Source organism: Arthrobacter sp. P1_B9, assembly GCF_056406495.1.
The window spans coordinates 238,599-264,382 of record NZ_JBFUAA010000001.1 but is presented as its reverse complement, the minus strand read 5'-3'; the positions used below and the strand labels follow the sequence as shown (position 1 = coordinate 264,382).

The following is a 25,784-nucleotide window of genomic DNA, read 5'->3' as shown; positions in this document are numbered from 1 at the left end:
GCGTAGCCGGGACGCCGCATGACTCAGAGCTCCCGCATCAGTGTTTCGTAGAACCGGACCCCCTGCTCCAGCGTCTCCAGCCCGATCTTTTCGTCAACGGCGTGGATAGAGCCGCGGGCCCGGACGTCCATGAAGAAGGGCGCGAAGCGGTACACGGCACCGCAGATCCCGGTGAAACGGCGCGAGTCGGTGCCGCCCATCATGATGTAGGGGGTGATGATCGCCTCGGGGAAGACCTGCCCGATGCAGTCCGCCAGCAGGTCCCACTGGGCCCCCGAGGACGGCGACACCGGAGACGGGTCGTTGCCCTCCACGACGCGCAGTTCGACTTTCGGGTCGCGGATGATTTTCCGCAGCAGTGCCATGGTGCCCTCGACCGTCTCCCCCACCGCCACCCTGATGTTGGCGTTGGCCTTCGCCGTGGCGGCGAGGACGTTGGCCCCGGAGCTGCCTTCGAGCGTGGTGATGGCGACGGTGGTTCGGGTCATGGCGTTGGTCTCGCTGCCGAGCCGGCCGAAGAGCCAGGTGATCGGCGCCCGGAGCAGTGCCACGTTCGCGAACACGGCCCGCAGCGGTGGCGGGGTGTGCGGGCCGAAGCGGCGCAGCATCTCGGCGGTCACCTCCGGCAGCGACTGCGGGAACGGGCTGCGCTCGATCCGGGTGATGGCACGGGCCAGCCGCGCCGTCGCCCCCATCCGCGGCGGCGTGGAGGCGTGTCCGCCCGGGTCCCGGGTCAGCAGCTCCACGTCCAGGATTCCCTTTTCGGCCACGCCGACGACGGCGGCCGGCCGGCTCACCCCCGGGAAGGCGCCGCCCGCGACGGCACCGCCCTCGTCCAGCACGAGCCAGGGCACCACGCCACGGCCGGCCAGCAGGTCCGCGGCGGCCGCCGCGCTGTTGCCGGCCGTCTCCTCGTTGTTGCCGAACGAGAAGTAGAGGTCGTGCGCGGGCGCATACCCCGCCAGCAGCAGGCTCTCGGCCGCTTCCAGGATGGCCACGAGCTGGCCCTTGTCATCAAGCGTCCCGCGGCCCCAGAGGAACGTGCCGTCGTTGTGGCCGGAGAACGGCGGGTGTGTCCACTCCCCCGGGTCGTCTGCCGGGACGACGTCGTAGTGCGCCATCAGCACCGACGCCCGGTGCACGGCCGCTGGGTCCTCCGCTGGTGCGGCGCCGGGCCAGCGGTACAGGAGTGCGTGGCCGTTGACCCGCTCCAGTTCCAGGGCAGCATGGACCGCCGGATACAACCGGGGCAGCGCCGCGATGAAGGCCTCGAACTCCGCTGTTTCCACCCCGGCCCCGGCATGGGAGGACCCGGACCGGGAGGACCCGGCATGGGAGGACCCCGCGGCCCGGATGGGCACGGTCCGGTACGTCACGAGCTCCGCCAGCGACGCCGCCGCGCGCCCGGCGCCCGGCGGGTGCCCGGGGCCGCCCGGTGTTCCGCCGGGGCTCTTGAGGGTATTGCCGGCGGCCGCGTCCTGCAGGGGGTTGCGCATGCGCGAAAGTCTACGGCCGGAGGGTCCGCCGGAACGGGCCATTCGGCGCGCGGGTCCGGCCCCGGAATCCGGGGCACAATTTCGGCGCACAAATTTCGGCCCCGCGAAAGCGGATACGCTGGGGGCATGGCCGAACAGAGCATTGACGGAACGCACTTTGGGGATCTGGGCGACGTGGCAGGCATGTCGGCCCTCGATATCGCGGACTGGCGGCTGCGGACCTTTGCCCTCTACGCCACCACGCGAAAGATTGCCGCGGACAGCCCGGCCGAGGCGCATTCCTACTGGCGCCAGGAGCGGGACCGCATGTTCGGCACCCACCCGGCCTCCGCGCTGACGGCCGAGGCCAAAGCCACTTTCGGCGGCCTGAAGACGGCGGACTACGATCCGATCTACCGTTTCCACGTCCCGCTGACCCCCGAGGGCGCCGGGCGGGAGATGAACGTAGAGACCGGGACCGACGGCCTGGTCCGGTTCGTGCGGCTGGGCACCTTCGACCTGCCCGAGATGGGACAGCTCGCGGTCTGGAAGCTCAGGGGCTACGGCGGGGGCATCTTCGTGCCGTTCCGTGACGCCACCGCAGGCCAGCCCGGCGGCAGTTACGGCGCTGGACGCTACCTCCTGGACACCATCAAGGGAGCTTTCCACGGCGTGCGGGGCTCCGGGCCCCAGGCCGAATTCATCCTGGACTTCAATTTCGCCTACAACCCCTCGTGCGCCTACAACGAGGCCTGGGCATGTCCGCTGGCGGGCCCGGCAAACCGGCTGGCCGTGGACATCCCCGTGGGCGAGCTGTACTGAGCGGATGGAGTCCCAGCTCGAACAGCTTGACCCTGCCCCCGCCGTCGTCCTCGGGCCGAAGACCCGCCGGTACCGTGGAGTCCTCCGGTACCCCGTGGTCCGGCAGCTCATCCGGTTCACCGGCGTCGGCATTGTCTGCACCCTGACCTCCCTGGCCCTGTACGCACTCTCCCGGCCCTGGCTTGGGGCCCAACCGGCCAACGCGGCGGCCCTGATCCTGACGTCGTTCATGAATACCGCCCTCAACCGGCGCCTGACGTTCAAGATCACCGAACGCCGCCGGATGAAGCGCGACCACCTCAACGGCCTGATCGTGATCGTCGTCGCGCTGCTGATCACCGGCGGCAGCCTCGCCGTCCTGCACTGGGTCAACCCGGACGCCACCGTGGCCGAGGAGCTGTGGACCACCACCCTCTCCGGTTTCGCCGCCACCGCCGTGCGGTTCACGATGCTGCGGCACTGGATCTTCCGCCGCGCCCGCCACCGCTGACGTCGCCCGGGGCCCTCACCCCGGGTTGAGCTATCAGTTCAAGCCGCTATGGAGGCCCGATAAAGACATTTAGTGACAGCTCAACCGGTGGAGGGGGTCCCGAGGGAGCGGACGCCGGCGACGGCGGTGCGGACCGCGGCCGCCGCCTCCTGCAACTGCGCTGCCGTCACGGTCGAGTCAAAGCTGAACCGCACCGCCGTCTGGGCGATCTCGGGCTCGATGCCCAGGGCCAGCAGCACCGGCGAGGGCGCATCCGAGCCGGCGGCGCACGCGGAACCGCTGGAGCAGATGATGCCCTGGCGTTCGAGCTCCAGCAGCACGGACTCGCCGCTGGTGCCCGGGAAGCAGAAGGATGCCACCGAGGGCAGCCGCTCGGTGGGGTGGCCGGTGAGCAGTGCGCCGGGAACACCGGCCAGCACGGCGTCAATAAACCCGTCGCGGAGGGCAGCGACGTGCCCGGCCGGTTCCCGCGGCAGCGCCAGTGCCGTCGCCAGCGCCACGGCCCCGGCGACGTTCTCCGTGCCCGACCGGCGGCCCCGTTCCTGCCCGCCGCCGTGGACCAGCGGTTCAAGCCGGACCCGGCCGCGCACAAACAACGCGCCGCTGCCTTTGGGCGCGCCCAGCTTGTGGCCGGAAATACTCAGCGCGTCCACACCCAGTGCGCCGGTGTCCAGCGGCAGCCAGCCGGCGGCCTGGACGGCGTCGGTGTGGAACGGGACCCCGTGGGCATGGGCCAGCGCCGCGAGCCGGGCGATGGACTGGACCGTGCCGACCTCGTTGTTGGCGTACATGATGCTGACCAGGGCCGTGCCGGGCTGCAGCACGGCGGCGAGGGCCTCGTCGCTTACCTGCCCGAAGCGGTCCACGGGGATCACGTCGACGGCGAACCCGTGGACCCGTTCAAGGTACCTGGCGGATTCTTCCACCGCGGGATGCTCGACGGCGCTGATCGCCACCCGGTCCAGGCGCGGATCGGCGGCGCGCCGGGCCAGGGCGATGCCTTTGACGGCGAGGTTGTCCGCTTCCGTGCCGCCGGAGGTGAAGACGACTTCCCCGGGGCGGCAGCCGAGGGCCCTGGCGGTTGCGGCGCGGGCCCCTGCGAGCGCCGCGGCAGCCGCCTCACCCAGGGAGTGATGGCTTGACGGGTTGCCGAATTCGACCGTGAGGTACGGCCACATGGCCTCCAGCACCTCGCGGCGGACCGGGGTGGTGGCCGAGGCGTCGAGGAAGATCATGGCGCGCCTCAGCCGGCCGCCGGACCGGCGCCGGAGTCGACGGCCGGCTCGACGTCAAGCTCAATGTCCAGGCCGAGGTCCAGGGCCGTGACACTGTGCGTCAGGGCGCCGATCGAGATGACGTCCACCCCGGTGGCCGCGATGTCCGCCACGGTAGCGAGGTTGACGTTGCCGCTGGCCTCGACACGGGCCCGGCCGCCCACCAGCCCGACGCCGGCCGCGAGCTCGGCCAGGGAGAAGTTGTCCAGCATGATGGTGTCCACCCCGGCGGCCAGGACGGGCTCGATCTGCTCCATGGTGTCCACCTCCACTTCGAAGTGTGTTGTGTGGCCGAGCTGGGCCTTGGCGCCGCGGAGCACTGCGGTCAGCTTCGCCGGATCGCCGCCGGTGAGGACGGCCAGGTGGTTGTCCTTGGCCAGGACGGCGTCGGAGAGGCTGAAGCGGTGGTTGGCGCCACCGCCGCAGCGGACGGCGTAGCGTTCGAGCACCCGCAGCCCCGGCGTGGTCTTGCGGGTATCGGTGATCCGGGCCCGGGTGCCGGCCACGAGCGCCACGAACTCGGCCGTTTTGGTGGCGATGGCGCTCATCCGCTGGACCAGGTTCAGTGCGACGCGTTCGGCCAGCAGCACGGCGCGGGCGTTCCCGGTCACGCGGGCCAGGGCGGTTCCGGCGGCGAAGGCCTCGCCGTCGTGGACCAGCAGTTCGACGACGGCGCCCGGGTCGGTCAGCCGCATCGCCGCGGCGAAGACCTCCCCGCCGCTCAGCACCCCGGGAACGCGGGCGTTGAGCACCGCGGTGGCCCGCGCCTGCGCCGGGATGAGCGTCTGGGAAGTGACGTCCCCGTACGGGGCGTCCTCCTGCAGCGCCGCGCGGAGGACGGCCAGGACGGCAGCCTCGGGCAGGCTCCCGGCGAGCGCCGCGGTGCGGGAGGGCAGGGTTTCCGGGGCAGCGGTTGCGTGGGCAGTGGTGGTCACGAGGAAATCCTTTGCATGGAATGGGTGAGGGCTGAGGCGTCGTCCGTGTCCGCCCGGTAGTGGGCTCCGACGGACTGCGTGCGGTTCAGGGCAGCCGCCACAAGCAGGCGGGCCGCGAGGAGCAGGTTCCGGTCCTCATGGGCATCCTGGCAGAGCCAGTCACTGTGGCCGGCATCGGGAGCGGTCTCAGAATGGACAACGGCGTCCCAGGCCGCAAGCACGGTCTCCGCCTCCCGCAGTTGCTCCCCGCTGCGCATTACCCCGGCGTCCGCCGTCATCAACCGCCGAAGAGCGTCGCGCGAGAAAACCCCGTACGCGGATACCGACTTCACAAAATCTTCGGACACGCTCGCTAAAGTGTCCTCCCCTGACGTGAAGTCGTGCGACGGCGCTGCGGAAGCGTGCGTCAAGGGTAGGCCGCCCGCGGCCGTGGGCCCACACGATCCGGGTTCCCTGGCCGAGCTTGCGAGGCTAGGGGGATCGTGGGGAGCACACGGAGCAGTGGTGTCGTGCGACGGGTCGGCGTGCAGGAAGTCCTCGACCGCCCGGCGGCCGAACACCAGGCCCTCCAGCAGCGAGTTGCTCGCCAGCCGGTTGGCCCCTTGGGCGCCCGTGCGGGCCACCTCGCCGGCGGCATACAGGCCGGGTACCGACGTGCGGCCCCACAGGTCGGTGCACACGCCACCCATCCAGTAGTGGGCTGCCGGGGACACGGGTACGGTCTCTGTGGTCCAGTCGTACCCTGCGGCGAGGGTGGCCGCCGTGATGGTCGGGAACCGCCGGGCCAGGAAGCCCGCGCCCCGCTCTGCTTCGATGCCGCGGGCGTCCAGGTAGACCGGGCTGTCCGGCGCGGCCCCGGTGGCGGCCAGGTGCAGGGCGATGCTGCGGGAGACGACGTCGCGGGGGGCCAGTTCGGCGTCGGGGTGGTAGTCGGGCATGAAGCGGTATCCCGCGGCATCCAGCAGCACCGCGCCCTCGCCGCGGACCGCTTCGGAGATGAGCAGGGCCGGCGGGCCGCCCGGAATCTCCCCGGCGGCCAGGGTGGTGGGGTGGAACTGGAAGAACTCGAGGTCCCGCACCGCGGCGCCGGCACGCCAGGCCAGGGCCAGTCCGTCGGCGGTGGCGACGGCGGGGTTGCTGGTGCGGGCAAAGAGCCGGCCCGCACCGCCGGTGGTGAGCAGGACGGCGTCGGCGGCCAGCTCCTGGGGCCGTCCGCCAGCCTGGTAGGCCACGCCGGTGACCCGGGCCGGCGTCGGGGGTGCGCTGCCGGGGGGTGACGGAGTTTCCGGGCGGACACCAGGTTCGGTCAGGAGCCCGGTGACGAACGCGCTGGTCTCCACCCGGAGCCGGCCGTGGCCGGCGCGGTCCAGGACGGCGCGTTCGAGGACGGCGGCGACGAGCCCGCGGGCGATGCAGGCGCCCGTCGCGTCCCCGCCGGCGTGCAGGATGCGCGGGGCCGAGTGTGCCGCTTCCAGGCCCAGGGCCGGTCCGCCGTCGGGAGCTGCGTCGAAGTGCACGCCGTAGCGGCCCAGGCCGGCGATGTCCCGGACAGCCTCCGTGCACAGGATCCGGACTGCTTCGGGGTCGTTGAGCCCGGCACCGGCGGCGAGCGTGTCCGCGATGTGCGCTGCCACGGAGTCCCCGGGGGCAGCATCCTCCGGGGCCAGCACGGCCGAGATGCCGCCCTGGGCGTAGAAGGTGTTGCTTTGCTCCAGCGTCCCCTTGCTCAGGAGGACCACTTCGATGTCACGGCCGCCGGTGGCGGCGTCGTCGGTGGCGAGCAGCGCGGCGTAGAGCCCAGCAATCCCGCTGCCGACGATCACGAGCCGCCTGGTCACGGCCGCGCCGCCAGCATGCGTTCCAGGGCCACCCTGGCCGGGGCGGCCACGTCCTCGTCCACGGTGATGCGGTTCAGCACCTCGCCGCGGACGAGCGCTTCCAGGACCCAGGCGAGGTATCCGGGGTGGATGCGGTACATCGTGGAGCAGGGGCAGATCACCGGGTCGAGGCAGAAGATGGTGTGCTGCGGGTATTCCGCAGCGAGCCGGTTCACCATGTTGATCTCGGTGCCGATCGCAAACGTGGTGGGCTCCGTGGCCGCGGCGATGGCCTTCTTGATGAAGTCGGTGGACCCGGCGGAATCGGCGGCATCCACCACCTCCATGGGGCATTCCGGGTGCACGATCACCTGCACGCCGGGGAACTCGGCGCGGGCCTTTTCGATCTGGCCCACGTTGAAGCGCTTGTGGACCGAACAGAAGCCGTGCCAGAGGATTACCCGGGAGTCGAGCAGGGCCTGTTCGTCGTTGCCGCCGAGGTCCTTGCGCGGGTTCCACATCGGCATCTGCTCCAGCGGCACCCCCATGGCCTTCGCGGTGTTGCGGCCCAGGTGCTGGTCGGGGAAGAACAGCACGCGCTGGCCGCGTTCAAACGCCCATTCCAGCACGGTCGCGGCGTTCGAGGAGGTGCAGACGATCCCGCCGCGCTCGCCGCAGAAGCCCTTGAGGGCGGCGGAGGAGTTCATGTAGGTGACCGGGATGACAGGGACCCGGCCCTCGGCGTCGGGCTCGGTGCCGAAGACCTCCTCAAGCTGTTCCCAGCACTCGGTGACCGAGTCGATGTCCGCCATGTCGGCCATGGAGCAGCCGGCGGCCAGGTTGGGCAGGATCACGGCCTGGTCGGGGCGGGACAGGATGGCCGCCGTCTCGGCCATGAAGTGCACGCCGCAGAAGACGATGGCCTCCGCGTCGGGCCGGGTCAGGGCGGCGTTGGCGAGCTGGAACGAATCTCCCACGAAGTCGGCGTATTCGATCACTTCGTCGCGCTGGTAGAAGTGCCCCAGCACGACGGCGCGGTCCCCCAGTGCCGCTTTGGCGGCGCGGATCCGGGCGTCGAGTTCGGCGTCGGAAGCGAGCTTGTATTCTTCCGGGAGCTGGCCCTGCCGGGGAGTGGAGGCCGGTGCGACGTCGGTGGAGGAGGCACCCGGCCCGTAGGCGGGCACGCCGGCGAGGGCCTCGGCGAGGTCGTAGTCCCAGGGCCCGCGGGCCAGCGCGGGGCTGCAGGTGGAGGCGGCCGCGCCTTGTGCCAGAGTGGTGGCCTGCTCGCGCGTGATCAGCTGGATTGCCGTGTTGACGCTGCTCATGGTGTGCTCCTGTTGTCTGGGTCGAGGCCTGGGCGGCCGGTGAAGCGGTAGAGGCGGGGCGGGCGGTGCTTGCCGCCCTGCAGATAATGGTCGGTTTCTTCGATTTCCGGCGTGGCCTTGACCTGCCGGCGGAAGTTGGCGGGATCGAGTTCGCGGTCCAGGACGGCCTCGTAGACCTCCCGGACCTGGGCGAGGGTGAAGTACTCGCCCAGCAGGTGGTAGGCGATGGATCCGTAGGCCATCTTGTTGCGCAGCCGCCACAGCGCGTAGTCGACGATCGAGTTGTGGTCGAAGGCCAGCCCGTCCAGCCTGTCGGCGCGGAACCAGCGCACGTTCTCCGATTCGTCGGCCAGCGCGGCCTCCGTGGGCTGGACGAGTGCCCAGTACACGATCGAGACGACGCGCTGGGTGGGCGAGCGGTGCAGCCCGCCAAAGGCGTAGAGCTGTTCGAGGTAGTTCGGGGCCAGCCCGGTGGTCTCGCGCAGGTTCCGCGAGGCGGCGTCCTGGAGTGACTCGGAGTGCGTGAGCGGGCCGCCCGGCAGGGCCCAGAGGCCCTTGAACGGTTCGCGGATCCGGCGCACCAGCGGGATCCACAGCGTGGGCCGCCCGGAGCGTTCGCTGGGACGCAGCGCAAAGATCACCGTGGAGATGGCCAGCGACGGCGGCGCGGTCTGGCGCTCCGAGACGTTGGCTGCTGTGGTGTAAACGGTGATCTACCCGCCCTCTGAGGTCCCGGGCGGGTCCCGCGATGGACTGCCCGGCTAGATCCGGCCCGACCGCCGGATTAGTTATAGTCACATTGACTAGAACTAATGATACGGCCGCGCCGCCCGGGCGCAAAATGTTTCAGGTCACATGGGCCGGACCGGGATGCCGCCGGCGCACGGACCGGGCTTGTCCGCGGGTGCCGGCAACGGTATTAATCGAGGCTATGGACGGAGAAGTCATGGACGCAGAGGGTACGGACGCAGAGGCGGTCAGGGCCCGATACGCGGGAGCGGCCCAGGCATTCATGGAGCTCGCCGGGCAGGTACCGCACCAGGCGTGGTCGCGGCCGGCACTGGGAGAATGGGATGTCCGGGCGCTGACCGGCCACACGAGCCGGGCCCTGACAACCGTGGAAGCCTACCTCGCCACCCCGGCCGCCGGGGCGCGGGTGCCGGGTCCGGTGGAATACTTCCTGGGCGTCCGGGGCGCCACCTCGCCCGCCGCGATTGCGCAGCGGGGCAGGGAAACCGGGGAGGCGCTGGGCGAGGACCCTGCCGCTGCCGTGCGGGAGCTTGTCCAACGCGTCACGGCCCTCGTCAGGAACACGCCCGACGATGCCCTGGTGGCCACCCCGGCCGGAGTAATGACGCTCATCGACTACCTGCCGACCCGGACCTTCGAGCTGGCCGTGCACACCCTGGATCTGGCGCGCGCCCTGGGCCTGCCGCCGCCCGCCGCCTTGGCCCCGGCGGTCGCGGCCTCCCTGGAGCTCGCCGGAGCCATCGGCTCCCGGTTGCCGTCCGCCGGTGATTTGCTGCTCTTGCTCACCGGCCGGACCAGCCTGCCCGAAAACCTGAGTGTCCTCTAGCCCGTGCCGGCGGCCGCGGCTTCCAGCAGCGGCAGGGTGCGGCCCTGGAAGTGCGTATTGAGCACGATCACGGAGGACGAGCGCAGGACCGATCTGGTGGCGATCATGGCATCGAGGACGCGCTGGAGGTCCGAATTGGAGCGGGCGGCTATCCGGGCCATGAGGTCCGAGCTCCCGGAGACGGTATGGATCTCAATCAGCTCGGGGATCCGCGCCAGGGCCTCCACGACGGCGTCGTGCCCGAGGTCCTGGTTGATCGTGAGGGAGCAGAAAGCCACCACGGGGTAGCCGAAGTGCGCCGGATCGGGCTGGGGCACCCATGAGCCAATCACGCCGGCGTCCTGCATCCGGTCCAGGCGCGACTGCACCGTGGCGCGGGCAACCTTCAGCACCCGGGAGGCCTCCAGGACCGAGGCCCGGGGGGAATCCGTGAAAAATCGGACAATCTTTGCATCAAGCGGATCAACGTCCACTGATTCTTCCTTCCCAAGCGGGACCGGGCCGGACAAACAGCCAACGATGCCCCGATTCAGTTAGCAAACTGCCACCATGCTCTCACGGCGGAGGCGCCCCGGCGGCCTGGGGCCGGGCCCAAATCCGGTAAATTCAATAGGTCCCATAAGGACGCAAAGATCCAAACCACACGAAGGTTCGCCATGACGATGAAGTCCACCGCGACGCTACCCACCGCGGTTCCCGCCCCGAGCCTGGGGCACAGCATGAAACCACGCCAGCTGACCATGATGGGACTGGGCAGCGCGATCGGCGCCGGCCTGTTCCTCGGCTCGGGGGCAGGAATCCAGGCGGCGGGACCGGCCGTGCTGATCTCCTACCTCGTCGCCGGAACCCTGATCATCCTGGTGATGTGGGCGCTCGGAGAGATGGCCGCGGCCAATCCCAACAGCGGCGCCTTCTCCGTGTACACGCAAAAGGCCATGGGCAAGACCGCGGGCGCCACCGTCGGCTGGCTCTGGTGGCTGCAGCTCGTGGTGGTCATCGCCGCCGAGGCTCTCGGCGCGGCCGGGCTCCTGTTCACTGTGTGGCCGGTGATCCCCGTCTGGGCACTGTCCCTGATCTTCATGGCCCTGTTCACCGCCATCAACCTGGCGGGCGTGAAGAACTTCGGCGAGTTCGAATTCTGGTTCGCCATCCTCAAGGTGGCTGCCATCGTGATATTCCTGGCCATCGGCGGGGCCCTGCTGCTGGGCTTGCTGCCGGACGTCCCGTCTCCTGGCCTCGGCAACTTCACATCCGGCTTCGCCCCGGCTGGCCTGGGCGGCATCGCAACGGCACTCTTCGTCGTCATCTTCGCCTTCGGCGGCACCGAGATTGTCAGCGTGGCCGCGGCCGAGACGGAAAACCCGGAACGCAGCGTCGCCCAGGCGATCCGCACCGTCGTCTGGCGGATCCTCGTGTTCTACATCGGCTCGGTATTCGTCATCGCGGCCGTCCTTCCCTCAACCTCCGCGGCCCTGAAGTCCCCCTTCGCCGGCGTCCTCGACGTCGCCCGGATCCCCGGCGCCGGCGCCGCGATCACCCTGGTCGCCGTTATCGCGCTGCTGTCCGCCCTGAACGCCAACCTCTACGGCGCGTCCCGCATGGTGTACTCGCTCTCTGAGCGCGGCGAAGCCCCCAAGTTCCTCTCCAGGCTCAACACGGCCCGGGTCCCGGTCGTGGCGGTGAGCGTCTCCGTGGCCTTCGGCTTCCTGGCCGCCGTCCTGGAACTGCTCTTCCCCGACCAGATCCTGCCGGCGCTGTTCCAGCTGGTCGGTTCCACCTGCCTCGTTGTGTGGGGCTCGGCCCTGGTGTCCCAGCTGATCCTGCGCCGCCGGGCAGACCGCGACGGCACGGCGCTGCCGCTGCGGATGAAGGGCTTCCCCGGGCTGACGATCTTCGGGCTCGTGCTCCTGGCACTGATCTTCGCCGTCGGCTTCAGCAGCCCGGAGAGCAGCAAGCAGCTGGTCAGCACCCTGGTACTGGTGGCCGGCATCGCCGTGGCGTGCTGGACCGGCGCCCGGATCACCCGGAACCGCAACGCCGCCGCCGCCGGCGCAAAAGCCGACCAGGCGGAACAGCCCAGCCGCTAGACAAATTGCCAAGCTCACCGGCGCGCGGGGCGGCATAAGTGTGCAGTCTGGGCACCCCAGCCTAGGCTGATTGCCCACCCCGCCGCCGGTGACTAGGGTCACAGGCATGGACACAATTCTCCCCGTGGCTTCCGGCAGCGCTGCCGGGCCGCTCACAGCCGATGAACTCCGCGAGCTCTATTCGCTCATGGTGGCCGTCCGGCACCTCGACACCTCGGCCATCGCCTGGCAGCGGCAGGGCATCATCCCCGGCTACGCCCCCGAACTCGGCCAGGAAGCGGCCCAGGTGGGCAGCGGCTACGCCGTGGACACCACCCGGGACTTCGTCTTCCCCACCTACCGCGAAATGGGCGTTGCCCGGACCATGGGGGTGGACATGGTGGCCTACATGTCCACCCACAAGGCCACGTGGCACGGCGGCTTGTACAACCCGCTGGAATCCCGGCTGGCCCCGATCCAGGCGGTAGTTGCCGGATCCGTCCTGCACGCCGTCGGCTGGGCCCACGGCCAGACGCTGGACAAAAAGGACGGCGTCGCAATGACGTACTTCGGCGACGGCGCCTCCTCCCAGGGCGACGTGCACGAGGCGATGAACTTCGCCGCCGTGATGAAGGCGCCCGTCGTGTTCTTCGTCCAGAACAACGGCTGGGCCATCTCGGTCCCCACCGAGCGCCAGGTGGCCGGCGGCTCCGTCGCGGCCCGCGCCGCGGGTTACGGCATGCCCGCGCTGAAGATCGACGGCGACGACGTCGTCGCGGTCCTCGAGGCGACCCGCCGCGCCTTCGCCCACGCCCGCGCCGGCAACGGCCCCGTGCTCATCGAGGCCATGACGTACCGCCGCGGCCCGCACTCCACGTCCGATGATCCGGGCCGCTACCGCTCCCTCGACGAGGAGCGCGACAGCGCCGGCACCGACCCGCTCGAGCGGCTGCGGCAGCGGCTGCTGGCCGATGGTATCGCCGACGAGGCGTTCTTCGCCGAAGCGCTGGCCGCGGCCAAGGCCGAAGAGGAGCAGATCCGTACCGGCATCCAGGCCCTGGGCTCCCGGCCCGGCACCGAAATGTTTGACCTGGTCTTCCAGGAAACCACCCCTGCCCTGCAGGCCCAGGCCGCCAACTGGCGCGAGGAGTCCGAACATGTCTAACTCGATTCTCGAAAACGTAGACGCCGCAGGCGACAACACTGCCGACAACACCGGCGACGACACTGTCACCAACCCGGCAGGAAGCGAGCCCGCCACCACGGTGATGTCGATGCAGCAAGCACTCAACCGCGCCCTCGACGAGGTCCTCGCGGACAACCCCAAAGCCGTCATCTTCGGCGAGGACTGCGGCCGGCTCGGCGGCGTCTTCCGCATCACCGACGGGCTGCAGGCCAGGCACGGCGCGCAGCGCGTCTTTGACACCCCGCTGGCGGAATCCGGCATCCTGGGCATGTCCGTGGGCCTGGCGATGGCCGGGTTCCACCCCATTCCCGAGGTCCAGTTCGACGGCTTCGCCTACCCTGCCATCAACCAGATCGTCTGCCAGATCGCCCGGATGAACTACCGCAGCCGGGGCACCATGCCGATGCCCATCACCCTGCGGGTGCCCAGCTTCGGCGGCATCCGCGCCCCCGAACACCACGGCGAAAGCCTGGAGGCGCTCTTCGCCCACGTACCGGGCCTGAAGGTGGTCTCGCCGTCGAACCCGCATGAGGCCTACCACCTGCTCAAGTACGCCGCCACGCGGCCGGACCCGGTGATCTTCATGGAGCCCAAGTCGAGGTACTGGCAGAAGGGTGAGGTGGACCTTGCGCACTGCGATGCGGACGACGATGCAGACGGCGGCTCCCCCACCGGCGCCAAGGTGATGCGCGAAGGCCGCCACCTCACGCTGGTCGCCTGGGGCGCCATGGTGGCCCGCTGCCTGCAGGTGGCGGAGCTCGCGGCCGAGGACGGGATCGACATCGAGGTCCTGGACCTGCGCTGGCTCAAGCCGATCGACGCCGAGGCCCTCGCCGCCTCCGTGCGCAAGACGCGCCGCGCCGTCGTCGTCCACGAGGCGCCGCTGACCTCCGGCCTCGGCGCCGAAGTGGCGCAGCTGATCACGCAAAGCTGCTTCGACACCCTCAGGGCGCCGGTGGAGCGCATCACCGGCTTCGATGTCCCGTACCCCTCGGGCGACCTGGAAGATGAATACATCCCGAACATTGACCGGATCCTCTTCGGCATCCAGCGAGTATTGGAGTACAAACGTGGCTGAAATTTCCTTCCCGCTCCCGGATCTCGGCGAGGGCCTGATCGAGGCCACCGTGCTGGAATGGCTGGTTTCCCCGGGCGAGCAGGTGGAGCGCAACCAGCCGCTCGTGGAGGTCGAAACCACCAAGTCGGCCGTTGAATTGCCCAGCCCGCAGGCAGGTAAGGTAGTGCGTATCTACGGCGGGCCCGGCGACAAGATCAATGTCGGCGAGCCCCTGATTGTGTTTGAGGTGCCGGACAACACCGCCGGCATCGTGGGCACGGTCCCGAAGGAAGAGGCACCTAAGCGCCGGGTCCGCCTGAGCGCCGTACTTGATGAGGACTGAGAGCATGAGCGGCAGACACACCGGCGAGCAGCATTCGCACACCGTTGAGGGCACCGACCCCCAGCTGTACGTGCAGGTGCATGAGCCCCAGAACGACGCCGGGTTCCGTCCCGTCCTGCTGCTGCACGGCTTCTCCTCCTCCTCCAAGCTCAACTGGGAAGACAGCGGCTGGCTCACCGCGCTCCTGGAAGCCGGCCGGCGCGTCATCACCGTGGACCTGCCCGGCCACGGCCGCAGCGGCGCCCCGGAGGACATGGACTCCTACTCCCCCAGCCGGATCCGTGCGGACCTGCTGCAGATAGTCTTCGACGCCGGCGCGCGGCCGCTGCGCGACGGGGACCCGTCCAGCGGGCTCGACGTGATCGGCTATTCGCTGGGGTCCCGGCTCGCCTGGGAGTTCGGGGCCACGCAGCACGAGCTGGTGCACCGGCTGGTCCTGGGCGGCCCGAACGTCGCCGACCCCCTGGCGGACTTCGACCTGATCGCCGCGCAGCGGTACCTGGCCGACGGCACGCCGATCGCGGACGAGTCGACCGCCGGGCTGCTGAAAATGGCCATGCTGCTGCCCAGCAACAACATCTTCGCGCTGCTGTCCCTGGTCGAGGCAATCAAGACCGAGCCGTATGACCCCGCCGAAGCGGTCCCCCACATGCCGATGCTCCTCGTGGCGGGGGAAAACGACGACCGGGCCGCCACCATGCCGGAACTCGCCGCCCTGGGCGCCAAGGCCGGCGGCATGGTCGAACAGCTCGTGCTGCCGGGCCGCAACCACACCAACGCCATCACCAGCCGCGCCTTCAAGCAAGGCGCCATCAGCTTCCTGGGCGTCTAAACCCGCCTCACAAAAGCGACGCGGGGTCACTTACGGCCCATCCGAATGATCTGGATGGGCGCGAGGTGACCCCGCGTTGCTCTTTAACCCAGAGGGGCACGGACCTTGCGGTCCGCGCCCCTCGTGCTTGCCTGGTTGCTAGTGCTTTGCGGCTTCGGCCGGCGCGTGGTGCGCGACGCCGAGCGGGCGGCCCTTCGTTTCCCCGGCCAACAGGACGCCGACGGCGGAGATGACGCAGAGGATCATGATGTAGATGCCGATGGAGCCGGTCCAGTGGGTGCCCTGCAGGAGGACTTCCGCGATGGTGGCCGCGAACGCGCCGCCGAGGATGGCGCCGAAGGCGTAGCCGATCGAGATGCCCGAGTAGCGCACCTCCGGCGGGAACATCTCGGCGTACATGGCGGACATGGGGCCGTAGGACAGGCCCAGGCCGACCGTGAGGACGAACAGCGCGACGCCGTAGAGCACGATGTTCTTGGTGTCGATGAGGGCGAACATCGGGATCATCCAGGCAAAGACAATGCCGTAGCCGATCAGGAACGTCTTGACCCGGCCGATCTTGTCCGAGAGCCAGCCGCCGACCAGGGTGAAGATCAGCCAGCCGAAGGAGGCCAGCGTGGTGGCGAGCAGGATCTGCGGGGTGGGCATCTTCAGCGTCTTGGTGGCGTAGGAGATGAAGAAGGCAATCAGCAGGTAGCCGGCGGCGTTGTTGCCGATGAAGATCATCGTCGAGTAAAGGACGGCCTTCTTGTGCTTGCGGAGCAGCTCGCCCAGGGGCGCCTTGCTTTCTTCCTTGCGGTCCTGCATCTCCTTGAAGACGGGGCTCTCAGCGACGGCGCGGCGGATCAGGTAGCCGACGACGATCAGCACGATGGAGAGCAGGAACGGCACACGCCAGCCCCAGGATGCGAAGTCTTCCTTGGACATGGACGTGTTGAGGAAGTACAGCAGGCCGGTCGCGAGGATCATGCCGACCGGGACGCCGATCTGCGGGTAGGCGCCGAACAGGCCGCGCCTGCTCTTGGGAGCGTGCTCCACGGCCATCAGGGCAGCGCCGCCCCATTCACCGCCGGCGGAGAAGCCCTGGATGACGCGGAGCAGGATCAGGAGGATCGGGGCCCAAACGCCGATCTGCGCATAGGTGGGCAGCATGCCGATCAGGGCCGTGGCGGCGCCCATCATGATCAGGGTGAAGACCAGCATGGCCTTGCGGCCGAGGCGGTCGCCGAGGTGGCCGGCGACGATCGCGCCGAGCGGGCGGAAGAGGAAGCTGATGCCGATCAGGGCGAAGGACAGGATCTGCGCCAGGCCAGGGTTGGAGGCGTTCAGCGGGGCCAGGAACAGCGGCGACAGCAGCGTTGCTGTCAGCTGGGCAAAAATAAAGAAGTCGTACCACTCGATGGTGGTACCGACCAGTGTCCCGGCGAGGACCTTGCGTTCCTCGTGTTTGCTGCTGGGACCCGCCTCGGAATCTACGGATGAAGTTACGGTCATTGGAACTCCGTTGCTGGGGGCAGAGGTACTGCCCGGGTGGGTGCGAAGTGGATAACTGATGCCTCATGAATTACTGATCGAACGGTCAGTTAGTATCCTGAATACTACTACGAAAGATGTGATAAGGCACACATGTTCCCGGAAAGTGTCTTCCGCGGGTCAGTCGGTGCGGTTGAGCAGCTCGCGGACCCTGGCCCGGACCGGCTCGCGGTCGTAGGTGTTGACCAGGGCGCCGGCCATGCGGACGGGGTCTCCGAAGAAGAAGTACTCGTAGAGCGACTGGCGCCCGGAGAACCCGGAGATCGAGGCGTCGAAGGCCAGTTTGAACAGCCGGACCCGCTCGGGGCCGGTCAGGGTCTTGCCCTGCAGGTACAGCTCGATATCCTCCCGGGCCTCGCTGTTGACGTCCGCCTCCCCCGGCAGGGCCATGAGGCCCGACGCCGAGAACTTCCGGATGATCTGCGGGAAGCGCTGGGCGATCTTCGGGTACCAGTTGCGGGCGGCGTTCAGGGTGGACCACTTCGGCAGCATGACGCCGGCGTCGTTGAGTCCGGCGTCGGCCTCGGACGCGCGGACCAGGGCCTTGCCGATTTCGACGTCGATAATCAGCTCTGCGATGTCCTCCTGGATGTGCTGGAATCCGTCGATGCCGATCGATTCGGCCAGTTCCGATGCCAGGCCCAGGTAGAACTCGCTCTTGGCGATCGTGCGGGTGACCACCTGGTGGGTCATGAGCGCGCCGGCCCCGGTCTCGGTGTAGAAACTGTTGCACAGCTGCGGGTGGCCCAGCATGAAGATGCGCTCGTTGGGCACGAAGACTTGGTCAAAAACCGCGACGGCGTCCATTTCCTCATAGCGGGAGGCCAGCGGCTCGTCGTGGGTGCTGCCGCCGTTGTACAGCGAGGTGCGGCAGAGGTAGCGCAGGCCCGGGGCGTCGTTGGGGATGGCGAACGCGTAAGAGTAGGGGGCGTCCTCCGGGGTGCCCCGCAGGACCGTGGACGGAAACACGAGCAGTTCGTCGGCGATCGGGGCGATGGTGGCGAGCATGCGCGCGCCCTGGATGACGATCCCGTCCCCGCGCTCCTCCACGATCCGGGCCGAGAGCTGGCCGCCGAGCTGCTCCGACCCGGAGACGGACCGGTTGACCTGCGGCGGGATGAGTGTGTGGGTGGCGAGCACGTCGTTTTCCCGGGCCCACTCGTAGTAGTTGCGGATGTTCTCGCCGAACTTCGGATCCGCCTGCGCGAACCACTTCCCCGCCGTGCCCAGCGCGGTCAGCGCGGAGTTCATATAGTCCCCGGAGCGGCCAAGGAAGCCGTTGGAGGACTCGGCCCAGGTGGAGATGGCGCGGCGCCGCCGCTGGAGGTCCTCGACGGTCTTCGGCACCAGGAAGGAGGCGCTGATCAGGTCCCCGGTGCTGGGTGAGGCGTAAGTGAGCGCCTCCTGGTACTGCGGATCATGCTGCATGTCGAAGAGCCTGGCGTAGGAGCGGGCCACATTGCGGAAGGCCGGGTGCTCGGCGATCTTCTCGCTCACCACCTCGCCGTCGATCACCACGTGCGGCGTCATGGCATTGAGCTTGTCCAGGTACTGCCGTCCGGTACGGATACCCATTGGTCGTCCTCCAGTCGTCGTTGAGCTGAATTGCCGGGAAGGAATGTGGCGCTAGAGCAGATCCTCCATGCCCAGCTGGCTTTCGGGGATGGTGGTAAAGGTGCTGTTGGCGAAGGCCAAGGCATCGCCGTTGCGGTAGTTGAAGTCCACCACCTCGCCGATATAAAGGGTGTGGTCGCCGCCGTCGTACGCCGCCCACGGCTTGCATTCGAAATAGGCGAGGACATTGGACAGCCGCGGCGCGGTCTTCCCCTCCACCCACAGCGGCTCGGGGCCGGGCCTGCCGGCGAAGTGCATGGCCAGGTACCGCTGCTCGGCGCCAAGGATATTCACGGTGAAGGGCCGGCCGGCGAGCTCGTCGTGGGCCCTGGCCGTGCGGGCGATGCTCACCAGCACCAGCGGAGGGTCCATCGAGACCGAGGTGAAGGAGTTCACGGTGATGCCGTGGCGTTTCGTGGCCCCGTCGAAGGTCACGATCGCGACGCCGGTGGCAAACCTGCCGAGGCTGCCCCGGAAGTGGTTGGCCCGCGGTACCGACAGGGGGCCCTGGGCGCCCCCGGCGTGGCCGCGCGGCGTGGCAATCATCATTCATCCCTTGCGTTCGTTGCGTTTCCCGACCGTGGTGTGGGTGTGCTTTGGATCAGCCGTGTTCTATAGTCGAGTTCTGTATTGTGTTCTATAATCGAACAAACAGTTCCCATATAGAACGCTAGCTGACCATGAGCCGGAACACAAGGGTAGCCCGGCGAGCCCGGCGTCCAGTAACCCCGCACCTAGGATGGACCCCATGACCCCGAATGCCGGCACCGCCCAGGCTTCCCCGTCCCAGACGCTGTCCCGCGGTATCAGGGCGCTGGAGATCCTCGCCGAGGCCCAGCAGCCGCTGACCATTGCCGAACTCGCCGACGCCATGGGCGTCCACCGCTCCGTGGCCTACCGGATCCTGCGCACGCTCGAGGACCACTCGCTGCTGGTGCGTGACGATGGCGGCCGCGTCCAGCCCGGCCCGGGCCTCGCGGTCCTGGCCCGCGGGGTCTCCCGGAACCTGCAGTCGGCGGCGTTGCCGGAACTGACCCAGCTGGCCAACACCCTGACCATGAGCGCCTTCGTGGCGGTCTGGGACCGGGAGGAGTGCGTGACGCTGGTGACCGTGGATCCGCGGCACAGCGGCGCCGCGGTGGTGCAGCACCCGGGGTCGCGGCACCCCATCAGCGCAGGGGCGCCGGGCATTGCGATCCAGTCAGCCTTCCCGGAGCAGGAGTGGCGGGCCCTGGTCCCGGGCATCCCGTACCGGTCCGAGGCTGCCGAGGCCCGGCGCCGCGGCTATGCCGCCAGCCATGACGAGGTGATCCCCGGGGTGTCCTCGATTGCGGTGCCGCTGCGTGTGCCTGGCGGGCGTCCGGCCGCCCTCGCCGTCGTCTATATCCGCGCCGCGCAGGATCCGGACGAGGTCGCAGCGGCCCTGACCGACGCGGCGCGTCGCATCGAGGCGCAGCTGGGCTAAGCCCGCGCCCCGTCCCGCAGCAGCGCTGTCCCGTCGGGGTCTATGCGGCCGCGGCCGTCTTCTTCCCGCTTTGCCGGAGTACGACGGCGGCTGCCGTTCCGAGCAGGAACAGCGCCGTGGCGGCGCACACCGGAACCAGGAAGGCCGTCGAATAGCCGAAGTTCTGCGCCAGCTGTCCGGCGATGGAGGATCCGAGCGCGGTGCCGGCCACAATGCCGCTGGCCAGGGCTGTCATGACCGTGCCGAGCTTTCCGGCCGGGGCCACGAGGCCACCGATCGCGAAGACAGTGACCATGAGCGGACCAACGGGCAGGCCCAGGACCAGCAGTACAAGGACCATGGGCAGCGCCGTCGAGGGCAGCAACAGCAGCGATGCGAAGCCGGCCATCAGGGCCGCGCAGGCAATCCAGCGGGCGTTCACCGTGAAGCGCCGGGGCCAGTACGCGACCGAGAGGGCGGCCGCGGCAGAGCTCAGTCCCATGACTGCGTAGAGCAGGCCCGCGAGTTCGGAGGTGGCGAAGCTGGCGGAGAAAGAGCTCAGGGCTGTCTGGGTGGAGCCGAAGAACGTGCCCATGCACACCATCGCCAGCATGGGGAGGGCGACGGCGGCGAAGGTTTTGTCCCGCTGGGCTGCCGTGCGGGTTTCCCCGTGGTTGTCCCCCGCCGTCGTGGGCGCCGGGCCGGCCGCGKGGCCTGCGGCCGGACCGGCGGGCCGGCGTTTCGTTGTGCGGACGACCGCGAGGTGCGTGGGGTGGACGGCGAAGGCGGGAACGAGGACCACGGTCAGTGCTGCAGCGAGGGCCAGCGGCAGCCACGGCGCGAGCAGGCTCGCGAGGATTCCGACGAGTGCGGGGCCGAGCACGAAGGTGAGCTCGTCCGCGGTGCTCTCATAGGAAAGGGCGGTGTCCAGGTCCGCGGAGTTTCCGGCCGCACGGGTTCCGGAGCCGGACGTCCGGGAGGTCAGCGCCATCCAGCGGACGCGGGCCAGCGGACCGACCTGCGGGCAGCTCACCCCGGCCACGAAGGCCGCGGCCAGCACGGGCACCGCGGCGGCAAGGTCGTGGACCCCGGGGATGAGGTAGGCCGTGAGGATCAGGGCAACGATGGCCACGGTGTTGGCGATGGCGGATACGAGCAGGACGCGGCGCTGGCCGAGCCGGTCTGCGAGGACGCCGAGGACGGGGGCACCGAGTGCTGAACCGATGCCGACGGCGCCGGCCGCGGCGCCGCCCACGGCGTACGAGCCTGTGACGGCGGTGACGAGTGTCAGGGCGCCGACTGTCAGCATGGCAAGCGGCAGGCGGGCGAAGAGCCCGAGGGGGATGAAGCTGCGGCCGGCGAGCAACGGCAGCTGCGCGTAGCGGCCGCCCTTTGCGGGCGACGGGGCAGGCAGAGCGTCGGTCGAAATTGCGGTGGCCGGCAGCGCGTAGGTCTGCGGCACTGGGGCGTCAAGAGTAGACCCCAAAGAAGACGGTGAAGGGTTCATGGTTTCCGGGTTCGCTAAATACTGCGCATCGTCCCTCCTCCCGATGCGCGCGACCCGGTAACAGACCAATGATACCCGATCCCGGGACGCCGGCCCTGGGACCAGACCTCGGGACGGGACCAGAGTGGGCCTCGGGACCGGTCCCGGGGCCCACTCTGGGACCGGCTCAGGCCCGGGTGTCGTCGCTGATGTGCAGGGTGGAGCCGCTGCGGCCCTTGACCACTTGGAGCTGGGTGCCGATGCGCTGCTTCATTTCGGCGACGTGGCTCACGAGCCCCACCACCCGGCCGCCGTCGCGGAGGCTTTCCAGGGCGTCCATGACTTGTTCCAGCGCCTGTTCGTCGAGGCTGCCGAAGCCCTCGTCCACGAAGAGGGTCTCGATGTCCACGCCACCGGACTCATGCTGCACGACGTCCGCCAGCCCAAGGGCCAGCGCCAGTGAGGCCATGAAGGACTCGCCGCCGGAGAGGGTGGCGGTGTCCCGGCGCTGGCCGGTCCACTCGTCCACGACCTCCAGGCCAAGGCCGGACTTCGCGCCGCGTGCTGCCTTGGCGTCGGTGTGCTGCAGCGTGTAGCGGCCATCGCTCATACCGATCAGGCGTTCGGAGGCAGCGACGGCCACCTGCTCGAGCCGGGCGGCGAGGACATAGCTGTTCAGGCTCATGCGATAGGTGTTGTCTCCGCCGCCCTTGGCCGCGTCGGCGACGGCGGTGAGCATCGCGGCCCGGTCCCGCGGTTCCCTGCCGGCGGCAGCGAGGTCCGCGTAGTCACCGGCGATGCGCCCGAGTATCCGGAGCGAGTTTTCCGCCAGCCCGGCCGCAAGCACGGCTTCCCGGGCTTTGCGTTCAGCCGCCGCCGATTCCGTCCTGAGCTCCTCGAGGGCGGCGTCGCTGACGATGTCCCCGGCGGCCCGCTCGGCTGCCGCCAGGGCCAGGTCCTCTCCGGCGAACAGTTCCTGGATCCTGGCGGCCTCGTCCTGTCCGACCCGGATGGCCGTTTCAAGGCTTGTTGCCACCGGCGTTGCCAGCAGCGCTTCCCGCGCCGCGGTTTCGGTGCTGAAACCGGCTCCGGGAAGGGCCACTTCAAGGTGCCGGCGTGCCTCCGCGGTGCGGGCGGCAGCCTGTTCGTGGGCTGAGTGTGCGGCGTCGGCGTGCTCCAGGACCGCCGTGGTTGCCGTCAGGGCGGCGATCCGCTGTTCGAGGGTCGCGTGGCCGGCGCGCAGCTTGTCCAGGGTGGCTTCGAGGGCCTGTGCCTGTTCGTCGATTTCGGCGATCGTCGATTGCGTCTGCACGATGCCGGAGGCGGCGTCGGCCTGCGCCCGCTCTGCGTCGGCGATCACCGCTTCGAGTTCTGCCATCCGCGCCCGGCTCGCAGCAAGGTCCGTGGCAGCGCGGACGGCGTCATCAGCCCGTTCCCGGGCCAAGGCTGCCTCCTCACGGGCTTCCCCGGCAGGTGTGTTGCCGCCCTGCGCGGCCAGGACGGCGACGTTCTGTTGGGCCCCGGCGAGCTCACGACCTAGGGCGGCGACGGCTTCTTCTGCCGTGTCGCTGGCCAGTTGCGCGGCTTTCTCGGCCTCGGCGACGGCCAGGGCGGAGGCTGCCGCGGGGGCAGGTGCCGGGTGCTCAGGGCTGCCGCAGACAGGACATGGGACCCCGGCCAGGAGCTGGGTGGCGAGCTCGGCGGCGGCGTTGGTGAGCCGTTGCTCACGGAGGTCCAGCCAGTGCTGCCTCCGGTCCTGGTGCGTGCTGAGGGCCGCGGCGTACTGTCCGGAGATTGCCGCGCACTCGGCCTCGGCGGCGAGGAAGCGGCCAACGATGGTCACGAGTTCGTCCGCTGCCGTGGCCTCCTTGGTGCGCAACTGGACTTCCGCGGCCAGCTCCTCGAGGGGGCGGATGCCGGCGGACAGGGCCGCCGACTCAGTGCGCAGGGTGTCCAGTGCGGCGGTGCCGGCAAGCCGTCCTTTTTCCAGCTCCTGCAGTTGCAGGCGCAGCCGACTGCCGCGCTGGGTCAGCCCGAGGAACCGGGCTTCGTCGGGCAGACGTTCGGTGAGCACTGCGTGCAGGGACCGCAGCCGGGCGAGGGTTCCGCGGACGGCCGCGCTGTCCAACATGACGGATTTACCCGCCCGGACGGGGTCGGCAGCGTCGTCGTCGGCGGTGGGGGCGCCGGCGTCGAGGACGTCCTGCCCGGCGAGCTCCGGGTCCGTGGCGGCCGCGGACCGCAGCTGCCGCGCGGCCTCCAGCAGGGCCGTTCCTGCCAGGTCCTCGGCTGCCGCGGCGCTTTCGACCGCCTGCAACTGGCCGCCGAGCATTTCGGCCTGGCGGTGCAGGCCCAGTGTGACGGCCTTGCCCGCCAGGACGGGGGCGGCGGCGTCGGCGTCGATCCGCCGCTGTTCCGCGGCGGCGAGTTTGGCGTGGCGGTTGGCCCGCGCGTTCGCCGCCTCCAACAGGGACGCCTGATCGTCGGCCTGCTTCTCGGCTCCCGCGGCAGCGCTGCGCCGGCCCTCCGCGGCGGCTGCCGCGGCGGCGTCGAGCCAGGCCAACAGGGCATCGGGCTCGTCCCGGCCGGGGGCGCCGTCGGGGTCGAGTTCGAGCGCAGCTGTTTCGGACTCCGCCTGTGCCAGCAGCAGGTCCAGCTTCGCGTTGAGGTTGGCGACCTCAGCCTTGGCGGTCTGCGCCTGCCGGGACAGTTCCTGTTCCACGGCTTCAAAGCGCTGGGTGCCGAACAGGCTCTGCAGCAGCTCCAGACGGTCGGATGCCTTGGAGCGCAGGAACGCCGCGAAGTCCCCCTGCGGCAACATGACCACGCGCGTGAACTGGTCCCGGTTCATGCCCAGGACGTCGGTGATCTCGGCGCCGGCCTCATCATTCCGGCCCGATTTCTCCACCCACGCGCCGTCGATGCGTTCGCGCAGCAGCGTGTTGGCCTGCTGGACCGTGAAGCCGTTCCGGCCCCGGGCACTCGGCTTGTCCCACGCGGGCGTGCGGGAGACTTCGAAGTGCCGGCCCTTGGCCGAGAATTCGCAGGTGACGCGCGGTTCGGCGGCGGCCGCCGCGTGGTCGCTGCGCAGCCGCTTTCCGTCCTGGCGGGCCCCGGGAACCGATCCGTAGAGGGCGAAACAGATGGCATCCAGGACGCTGGTCTTGCCCGCGCCGGTGGCGCCGTTCAGCAGGAAGAGCCCGTGTGCGCTCAGGCGGTCGAAGTCGATCCGCTCCGTGCCGGCAAACGGGCCAAACGCGGAAATCTCCAGGCGGTGGATCCTCACAGGGACACTCCTTCCAGGCGTACGGCGTCGAGCGCCTCGGCGAGGACTGCGGCTTCGGCGTCGGAAGCCGGCCTGCCCCGGACGTGCTCGAGGAATCCGCAGCAGACGGAGAGGTCGTCCCCGGCTTCGGCCAGCCGGCTGCTGTAGCTGGCTTTGGGCGCCGCGCCGGGACCATCGGGATCGAAGCCGAGCACCAGGGTGTCGGGGAACCGTGCCCGCAGGCGGTCCATCGCCTGGGCCGGGCGGGCCTCGTCCGTCAGCGTGATCTGGCAGTAGGCGGTCTCGGCCCACGCGAAGTCCTCCGACTCCAGTAGGTCATCCAGCTTCCCGCGGAGCACGGCGAGGGTCCGGGGCGCGTCCCAGAGCACTTCGCGCACGCCGCCGATCCCCTCGGCGTCGACCTCCACGAGCCAGCTGCCCTTCCTGTGCTTCGCCTCCGAGAACGAATACGCGAGCGGCGAGCCGGAGTAGCGCACTGCCGGCGAGAGCTCCTGCCTGCCGTGCAGGTGGCCCAGTGCGGTGTAGCCAAAGCCGTCGAAGAGATCCAGCGGGACCGCGCCGACGCCGCCGATGCTCAGATCCCGTTCGCTGTCGGAGCTGATGCCGCCGCTGGCGAAGGTGTGCGCCAGGACCACCGAATGGACGGTCCGGGTCTGACTCCGCTGCCGCACGTCGGCACGGATCCGTTCGGTGGCGGCGCGGGTGACCTCGAAGTGGCTCGCGGTCTCTACGCCCAGCTGCTCGGCGACGAGCCGGGGCTCCAGCCAGGGGATCCCGTAGATGGCGAGCACCGGCGCTGCCTCATTCCCGGCATCGTCCCCGAGCGGAAAGAGCACGGGAACGTCCAGTTCATTCAGCCGTGTGCGCAAATGCACTCCCCCGCGCTCGAGCAGCCGCGACGCGAACCCCAGCCTGATGGCGGAATCGTGGTTGCCGCTGGTCAACACAACTTCGGCGCCGGCCCCGGTGAGGCGCACCAGGGCGTCATCCAGCAGGCCGACGACGTCGACGCCCGGCAGTGCGCGGTCATAGACGTCCCCGGCGATGAGGACGACGTCGACGCTCTCTTCCCGGACAAACGCCACGAGCTGGTCGATGAAGGCGCGCTGGGCATCCAGCATGCCGATGCCGTGGAAGGACCGGCCCAAGTGCCAGTCGGAGGTGTGCAATAACCGCATATTCCTACGGTATCGGCTGCCACCGACACTCTTGCGCCACCACCC

The 25,784-nt window shown here is 69.6% G+C and carries 22 protein-coding genes; 9 read left to right on the top strand and 13 right to left on the bottom strand.

All coding sequences use genetic code 11. The annotated features are described in order from the left end of the window. Positions 1-23: 23 nt before the first annotated feature. Positions 24-1,496, bottom strand: coding sequence for a M20/M25/M40 family metallo-hydrolase (locus AC1D1A_RS01165; RefSeq protein ID WP_476946943.1), 1,473 nt, complete (start codon positions 1,494-1,496; stop codon positions 24-26). A 126-nt stretch (positions 1,497-1,622) separates the two neighbouring features. On the opposite strand from AC1D1A_RS01165, the gene AC1D1A_RS01160 reads away from it, so the two are divergent. Both AC1D1A_RS01160 and AC1D1A_RS01155 read left to right on the top strand, forming a co-directional pair. Beyond that, entirely contained in the window at positions 1,623-2,297 is a 675-nt protein-coding gene (locus AC1D1A_RS01160; RefSeq protein ID WP_028277528.1) for a DUF1684 domain-containing protein, read from the top strand. Between the two features lie 4 nt (positions 2,298-2,301). Continuing rightward, entirely contained in the window at positions 2,302-2,787 is a 486-nt protein-coding gene (locus AC1D1A_RS01155) for a GtrA family protein (RefSeq protein WP_476857822.1), read from the top strand. 80 nt (positions 2,788-2,867) lie between these two features. Here AC1D1A_RS01155 and AC1D1A_RS01150 read toward each other — a convergent pair whose 3' ends face one another. From AC1D1A_RS01150 to AC1D1A_RS01130, 5 genes are read right to left on the bottom strand one after another with little or no spacing between them, the layout of a single operon-like run. Next, complete coding sequence (locus AC1D1A_RS01150) at positions 2,868-4,022, bottom strand: cysteine desulfurase family protein (protein ID WP_476946942.1); 1,155 nt, start codon at positions 4,020-4,022, stop codon at positions 2,868-2,870. Between the two features lie 8 nt (positions 4,023-4,030). Then, positions 4,031-4,957 carry a carboxylating nicotinate-nucleotide diphosphorylase gene (gene nadC / locus AC1D1A_RS01145; protein WP_223916164.1) on the bottom strand — a complete coding sequence of 309 codons (927 nt, stop codon included), beginning with the start codon at positions 4,955-4,957 and terminating at the stop codon, positions 4,031-4,033. 35 nt (positions 4,958-4,992) lie between these two features. Beyond that, positions 4,993-6,834: an L-aspartate oxidase gene (locus AC1D1A_RS01140; RefSeq protein WP_476946941.1), complete on the bottom strand. Its 1,842-nt coding sequence runs from the start codon at positions 6,832-6,834 to the stop codon at positions 4,993-4,995. Then, entirely contained in the window at positions 6,831-8,138 is a 1,308-nt protein-coding gene (gene nadA, locus AC1D1A_RS01135; protein ID WP_476946940.1) for a quinolinate synthase NadA, read from the bottom strand. The genes AC1D1A_RS01140 and nadA overlap by 4 nt, the downstream gene beginning before the upstream one ends. After that, complete coding sequence (locus AC1D1A_RS01130) at positions 8,135-8,851, bottom strand: NUDIX hydrolase (protein ID WP_230012031.1); 717 nt, start codon at positions 8,849-8,851, stop codon at positions 8,135-8,137. The genes nadA and AC1D1A_RS01130 overlap by 4 nt, the downstream gene beginning before the upstream one ends. Before the next feature lie 233 nt (positions 8,852-9,084). Here AC1D1A_RS01130 and AC1D1A_RS01125 point away from each other — a divergent pair, with 233 nt between their 5' ends. Further along, positions 9,085-9,714, top strand: a complete 630-nt coding sequence (locus AC1D1A_RS01125; RefSeq protein WP_476858806.1) for a maleylpyruvate isomerase N-terminal domain-containing protein — start codon at positions 9,085-9,087, stop codon at positions 9,712-9,714. On the opposite strand, the gene AC1D1A_RS01120 is transcribed toward AC1D1A_RS01125, so the two are convergent. Continuing rightward, positions 9,711-10,187, bottom strand: a complete 477-nt coding sequence (locus tag AC1D1A_RS01120; protein WP_028277521.1) for an Lrp/AsnC family transcriptional regulator — start codon at positions 10,185-10,187, stop codon at positions 9,711-9,713. The two genes, AC1D1A_RS01125 and AC1D1A_RS01120, sit on opposite strands and share 4 nt — an antisense overlap. A 183-nt stretch (positions 10,188-10,370) precedes the next feature. Here AC1D1A_RS01120 and AC1D1A_RS01115 point away from each other — a divergent pair, with 183 nt between their 5' ends. The 5 genes from AC1D1A_RS01115 (at position 10,371) to AC1D1A_RS01095 (ending at position 15,198) form a co-directional block, all read left to right on the top strand. Further along, a complete protein-coding gene (locus tag AC1D1A_RS01115) occupies positions 10,371-11,801 on the top strand; it encodes an amino acid permease (protein ID WP_476848877.1) in 1,431 nt (476 codons plus the stop codon). Positions 11,802-11,907: 106 nt separating this feature from the next. Further along, the gene (locus tag AC1D1A_RS01110) at positions 11,908-12,945 is read left to right on the top strand and encodes a thiamine pyrophosphate-dependent enzyme (protein ID WP_476857496.1); all 1,038 of its coding nucleotides are present in this window, start codon (positions 11,908-11,910) and stop codon (positions 12,943-12,945) included. Further along, entirely contained in the window at positions 12,938-14,044 is a 1,107-nt protein-coding gene (locus AC1D1A_RS01105) for an alpha-ketoacid dehydrogenase subunit beta (protein ID WP_476946939.1), read from the top strand. Before AC1D1A_RS01110 ends, AC1D1A_RS01105 begins: the two co-directional genes overlap by 8 nt. Then, positions 14,037-14,366, top strand: coding sequence for a biotin/lipoyl-containing protein (locus AC1D1A_RS01100; RefSeq protein ID WP_018775751.1), 330 nt, complete (start codon positions 14,037-14,039; stop codon positions 14,364-14,366). The genes AC1D1A_RS01105 and AC1D1A_RS01100 overlap by 8 nt, the downstream gene beginning before the upstream one ends. A 4-nt stretch (positions 14,367-14,370) precedes the next feature. Beyond that, positions 14,371-15,198, top strand: a complete 828-nt coding sequence (locus AC1D1A_RS01095) for an alpha/beta fold hydrolase (RefSeq protein ID WP_476848875.1) — start codon at positions 14,371-14,373, stop codon at positions 15,196-15,198. A gap of 138 nt (positions 15,199-15,336) precedes the next feature. Here the strand turns inward: AC1D1A_RS01095 and AC1D1A_RS01090 are convergent, their stop codons facing one another. From AC1D1A_RS01090 to AC1D1A_RS01080, 3 genes are all read right to left on the bottom strand, one after another. Further along, complete coding sequence (locus AC1D1A_RS01090; RefSeq protein ID WP_476858811.1) at positions 15,337-16,692, bottom strand: MFS transporter; 1,356 nt, start codon at positions 16,690-16,692, stop codon at positions 15,337-15,339. Between the two features lie 159 nt (positions 16,693-16,851). Beyond that, positions 16,852-18,306, bottom strand: a complete 1,455-nt coding sequence (hpaB, locus tag AC1D1A_RS01085) for a 4-hydroxyphenylacetate 3-monooxygenase, oxygenase component (protein WP_476946938.1) — start codon at positions 18,304-18,306, stop codon at positions 16,852-16,854. Between the two features lie 51 nt (positions 18,307-18,357). Continuing rightward, positions 18,358-18,894: a flavin reductase family protein gene (locus AC1D1A_RS01080; protein WP_476857500.1), complete on the bottom strand. Its 537-nt coding sequence runs from the start codon at positions 18,892-18,894 to the stop codon at positions 18,358-18,360. Positions 18,895-19,093: 199 nt separating this feature from the next. On the opposite strand from AC1D1A_RS01080, the gene AC1D1A_RS01075 reads away from it, so the two are divergent. Next, the gene (locus AC1D1A_RS01075) at positions 19,094-19,810 is read left to right on the top strand and encodes an IclR family transcriptional regulator (RefSeq protein WP_476871089.1); all 717 of its coding nucleotides are present in this window, start codon (positions 19,094-19,096) and stop codon (positions 19,808-19,810) included. A 40-nt stretch (positions 19,811-19,850) separates the two neighbouring features. Here the strand turns inward: AC1D1A_RS01075 and AC1D1A_RS01070 are convergent, their stop codons facing one another. From AC1D1A_RS01070 to AC1D1A_RS01060, 3 genes are all read right to left on the bottom strand, one after another. Next, positions 19,851-21,296: an MFS transporter gene (locus tag AC1D1A_RS01070; RefSeq protein WP_476946937.1), complete on the bottom strand. Its 1,446-nt coding sequence runs from the start codon at positions 21,294-21,296 to the stop codon at positions 19,851-19,853. A gap of 166 nt (positions 21,297-21,462) precedes the next feature. Then, positions 21,463-24,561, bottom strand: coding sequence for an AAA family ATPase (locus AC1D1A_RS01065; RefSeq protein ID WP_476946936.1), 3,099 nt, complete (start codon positions 24,559-24,561; stop codon positions 21,463-21,465). Continuing rightward, positions 24,558-25,739 carry an exonuclease SbcCD subunit D gene (locus AC1D1A_RS01060; RefSeq protein ID WP_476857503.1) on the bottom strand — a complete coding sequence of 394 codons (1,182 nt, stop codon included), beginning with the start codon at positions 25,737-25,739 and terminating at the stop codon, positions 24,558-24,560. Before AC1D1A_RS01060 ends, AC1D1A_RS01065 begins: the two co-directional genes overlap by 4 nt. Positions 25,740-25,784: the final 45 nt, after the last annotated feature.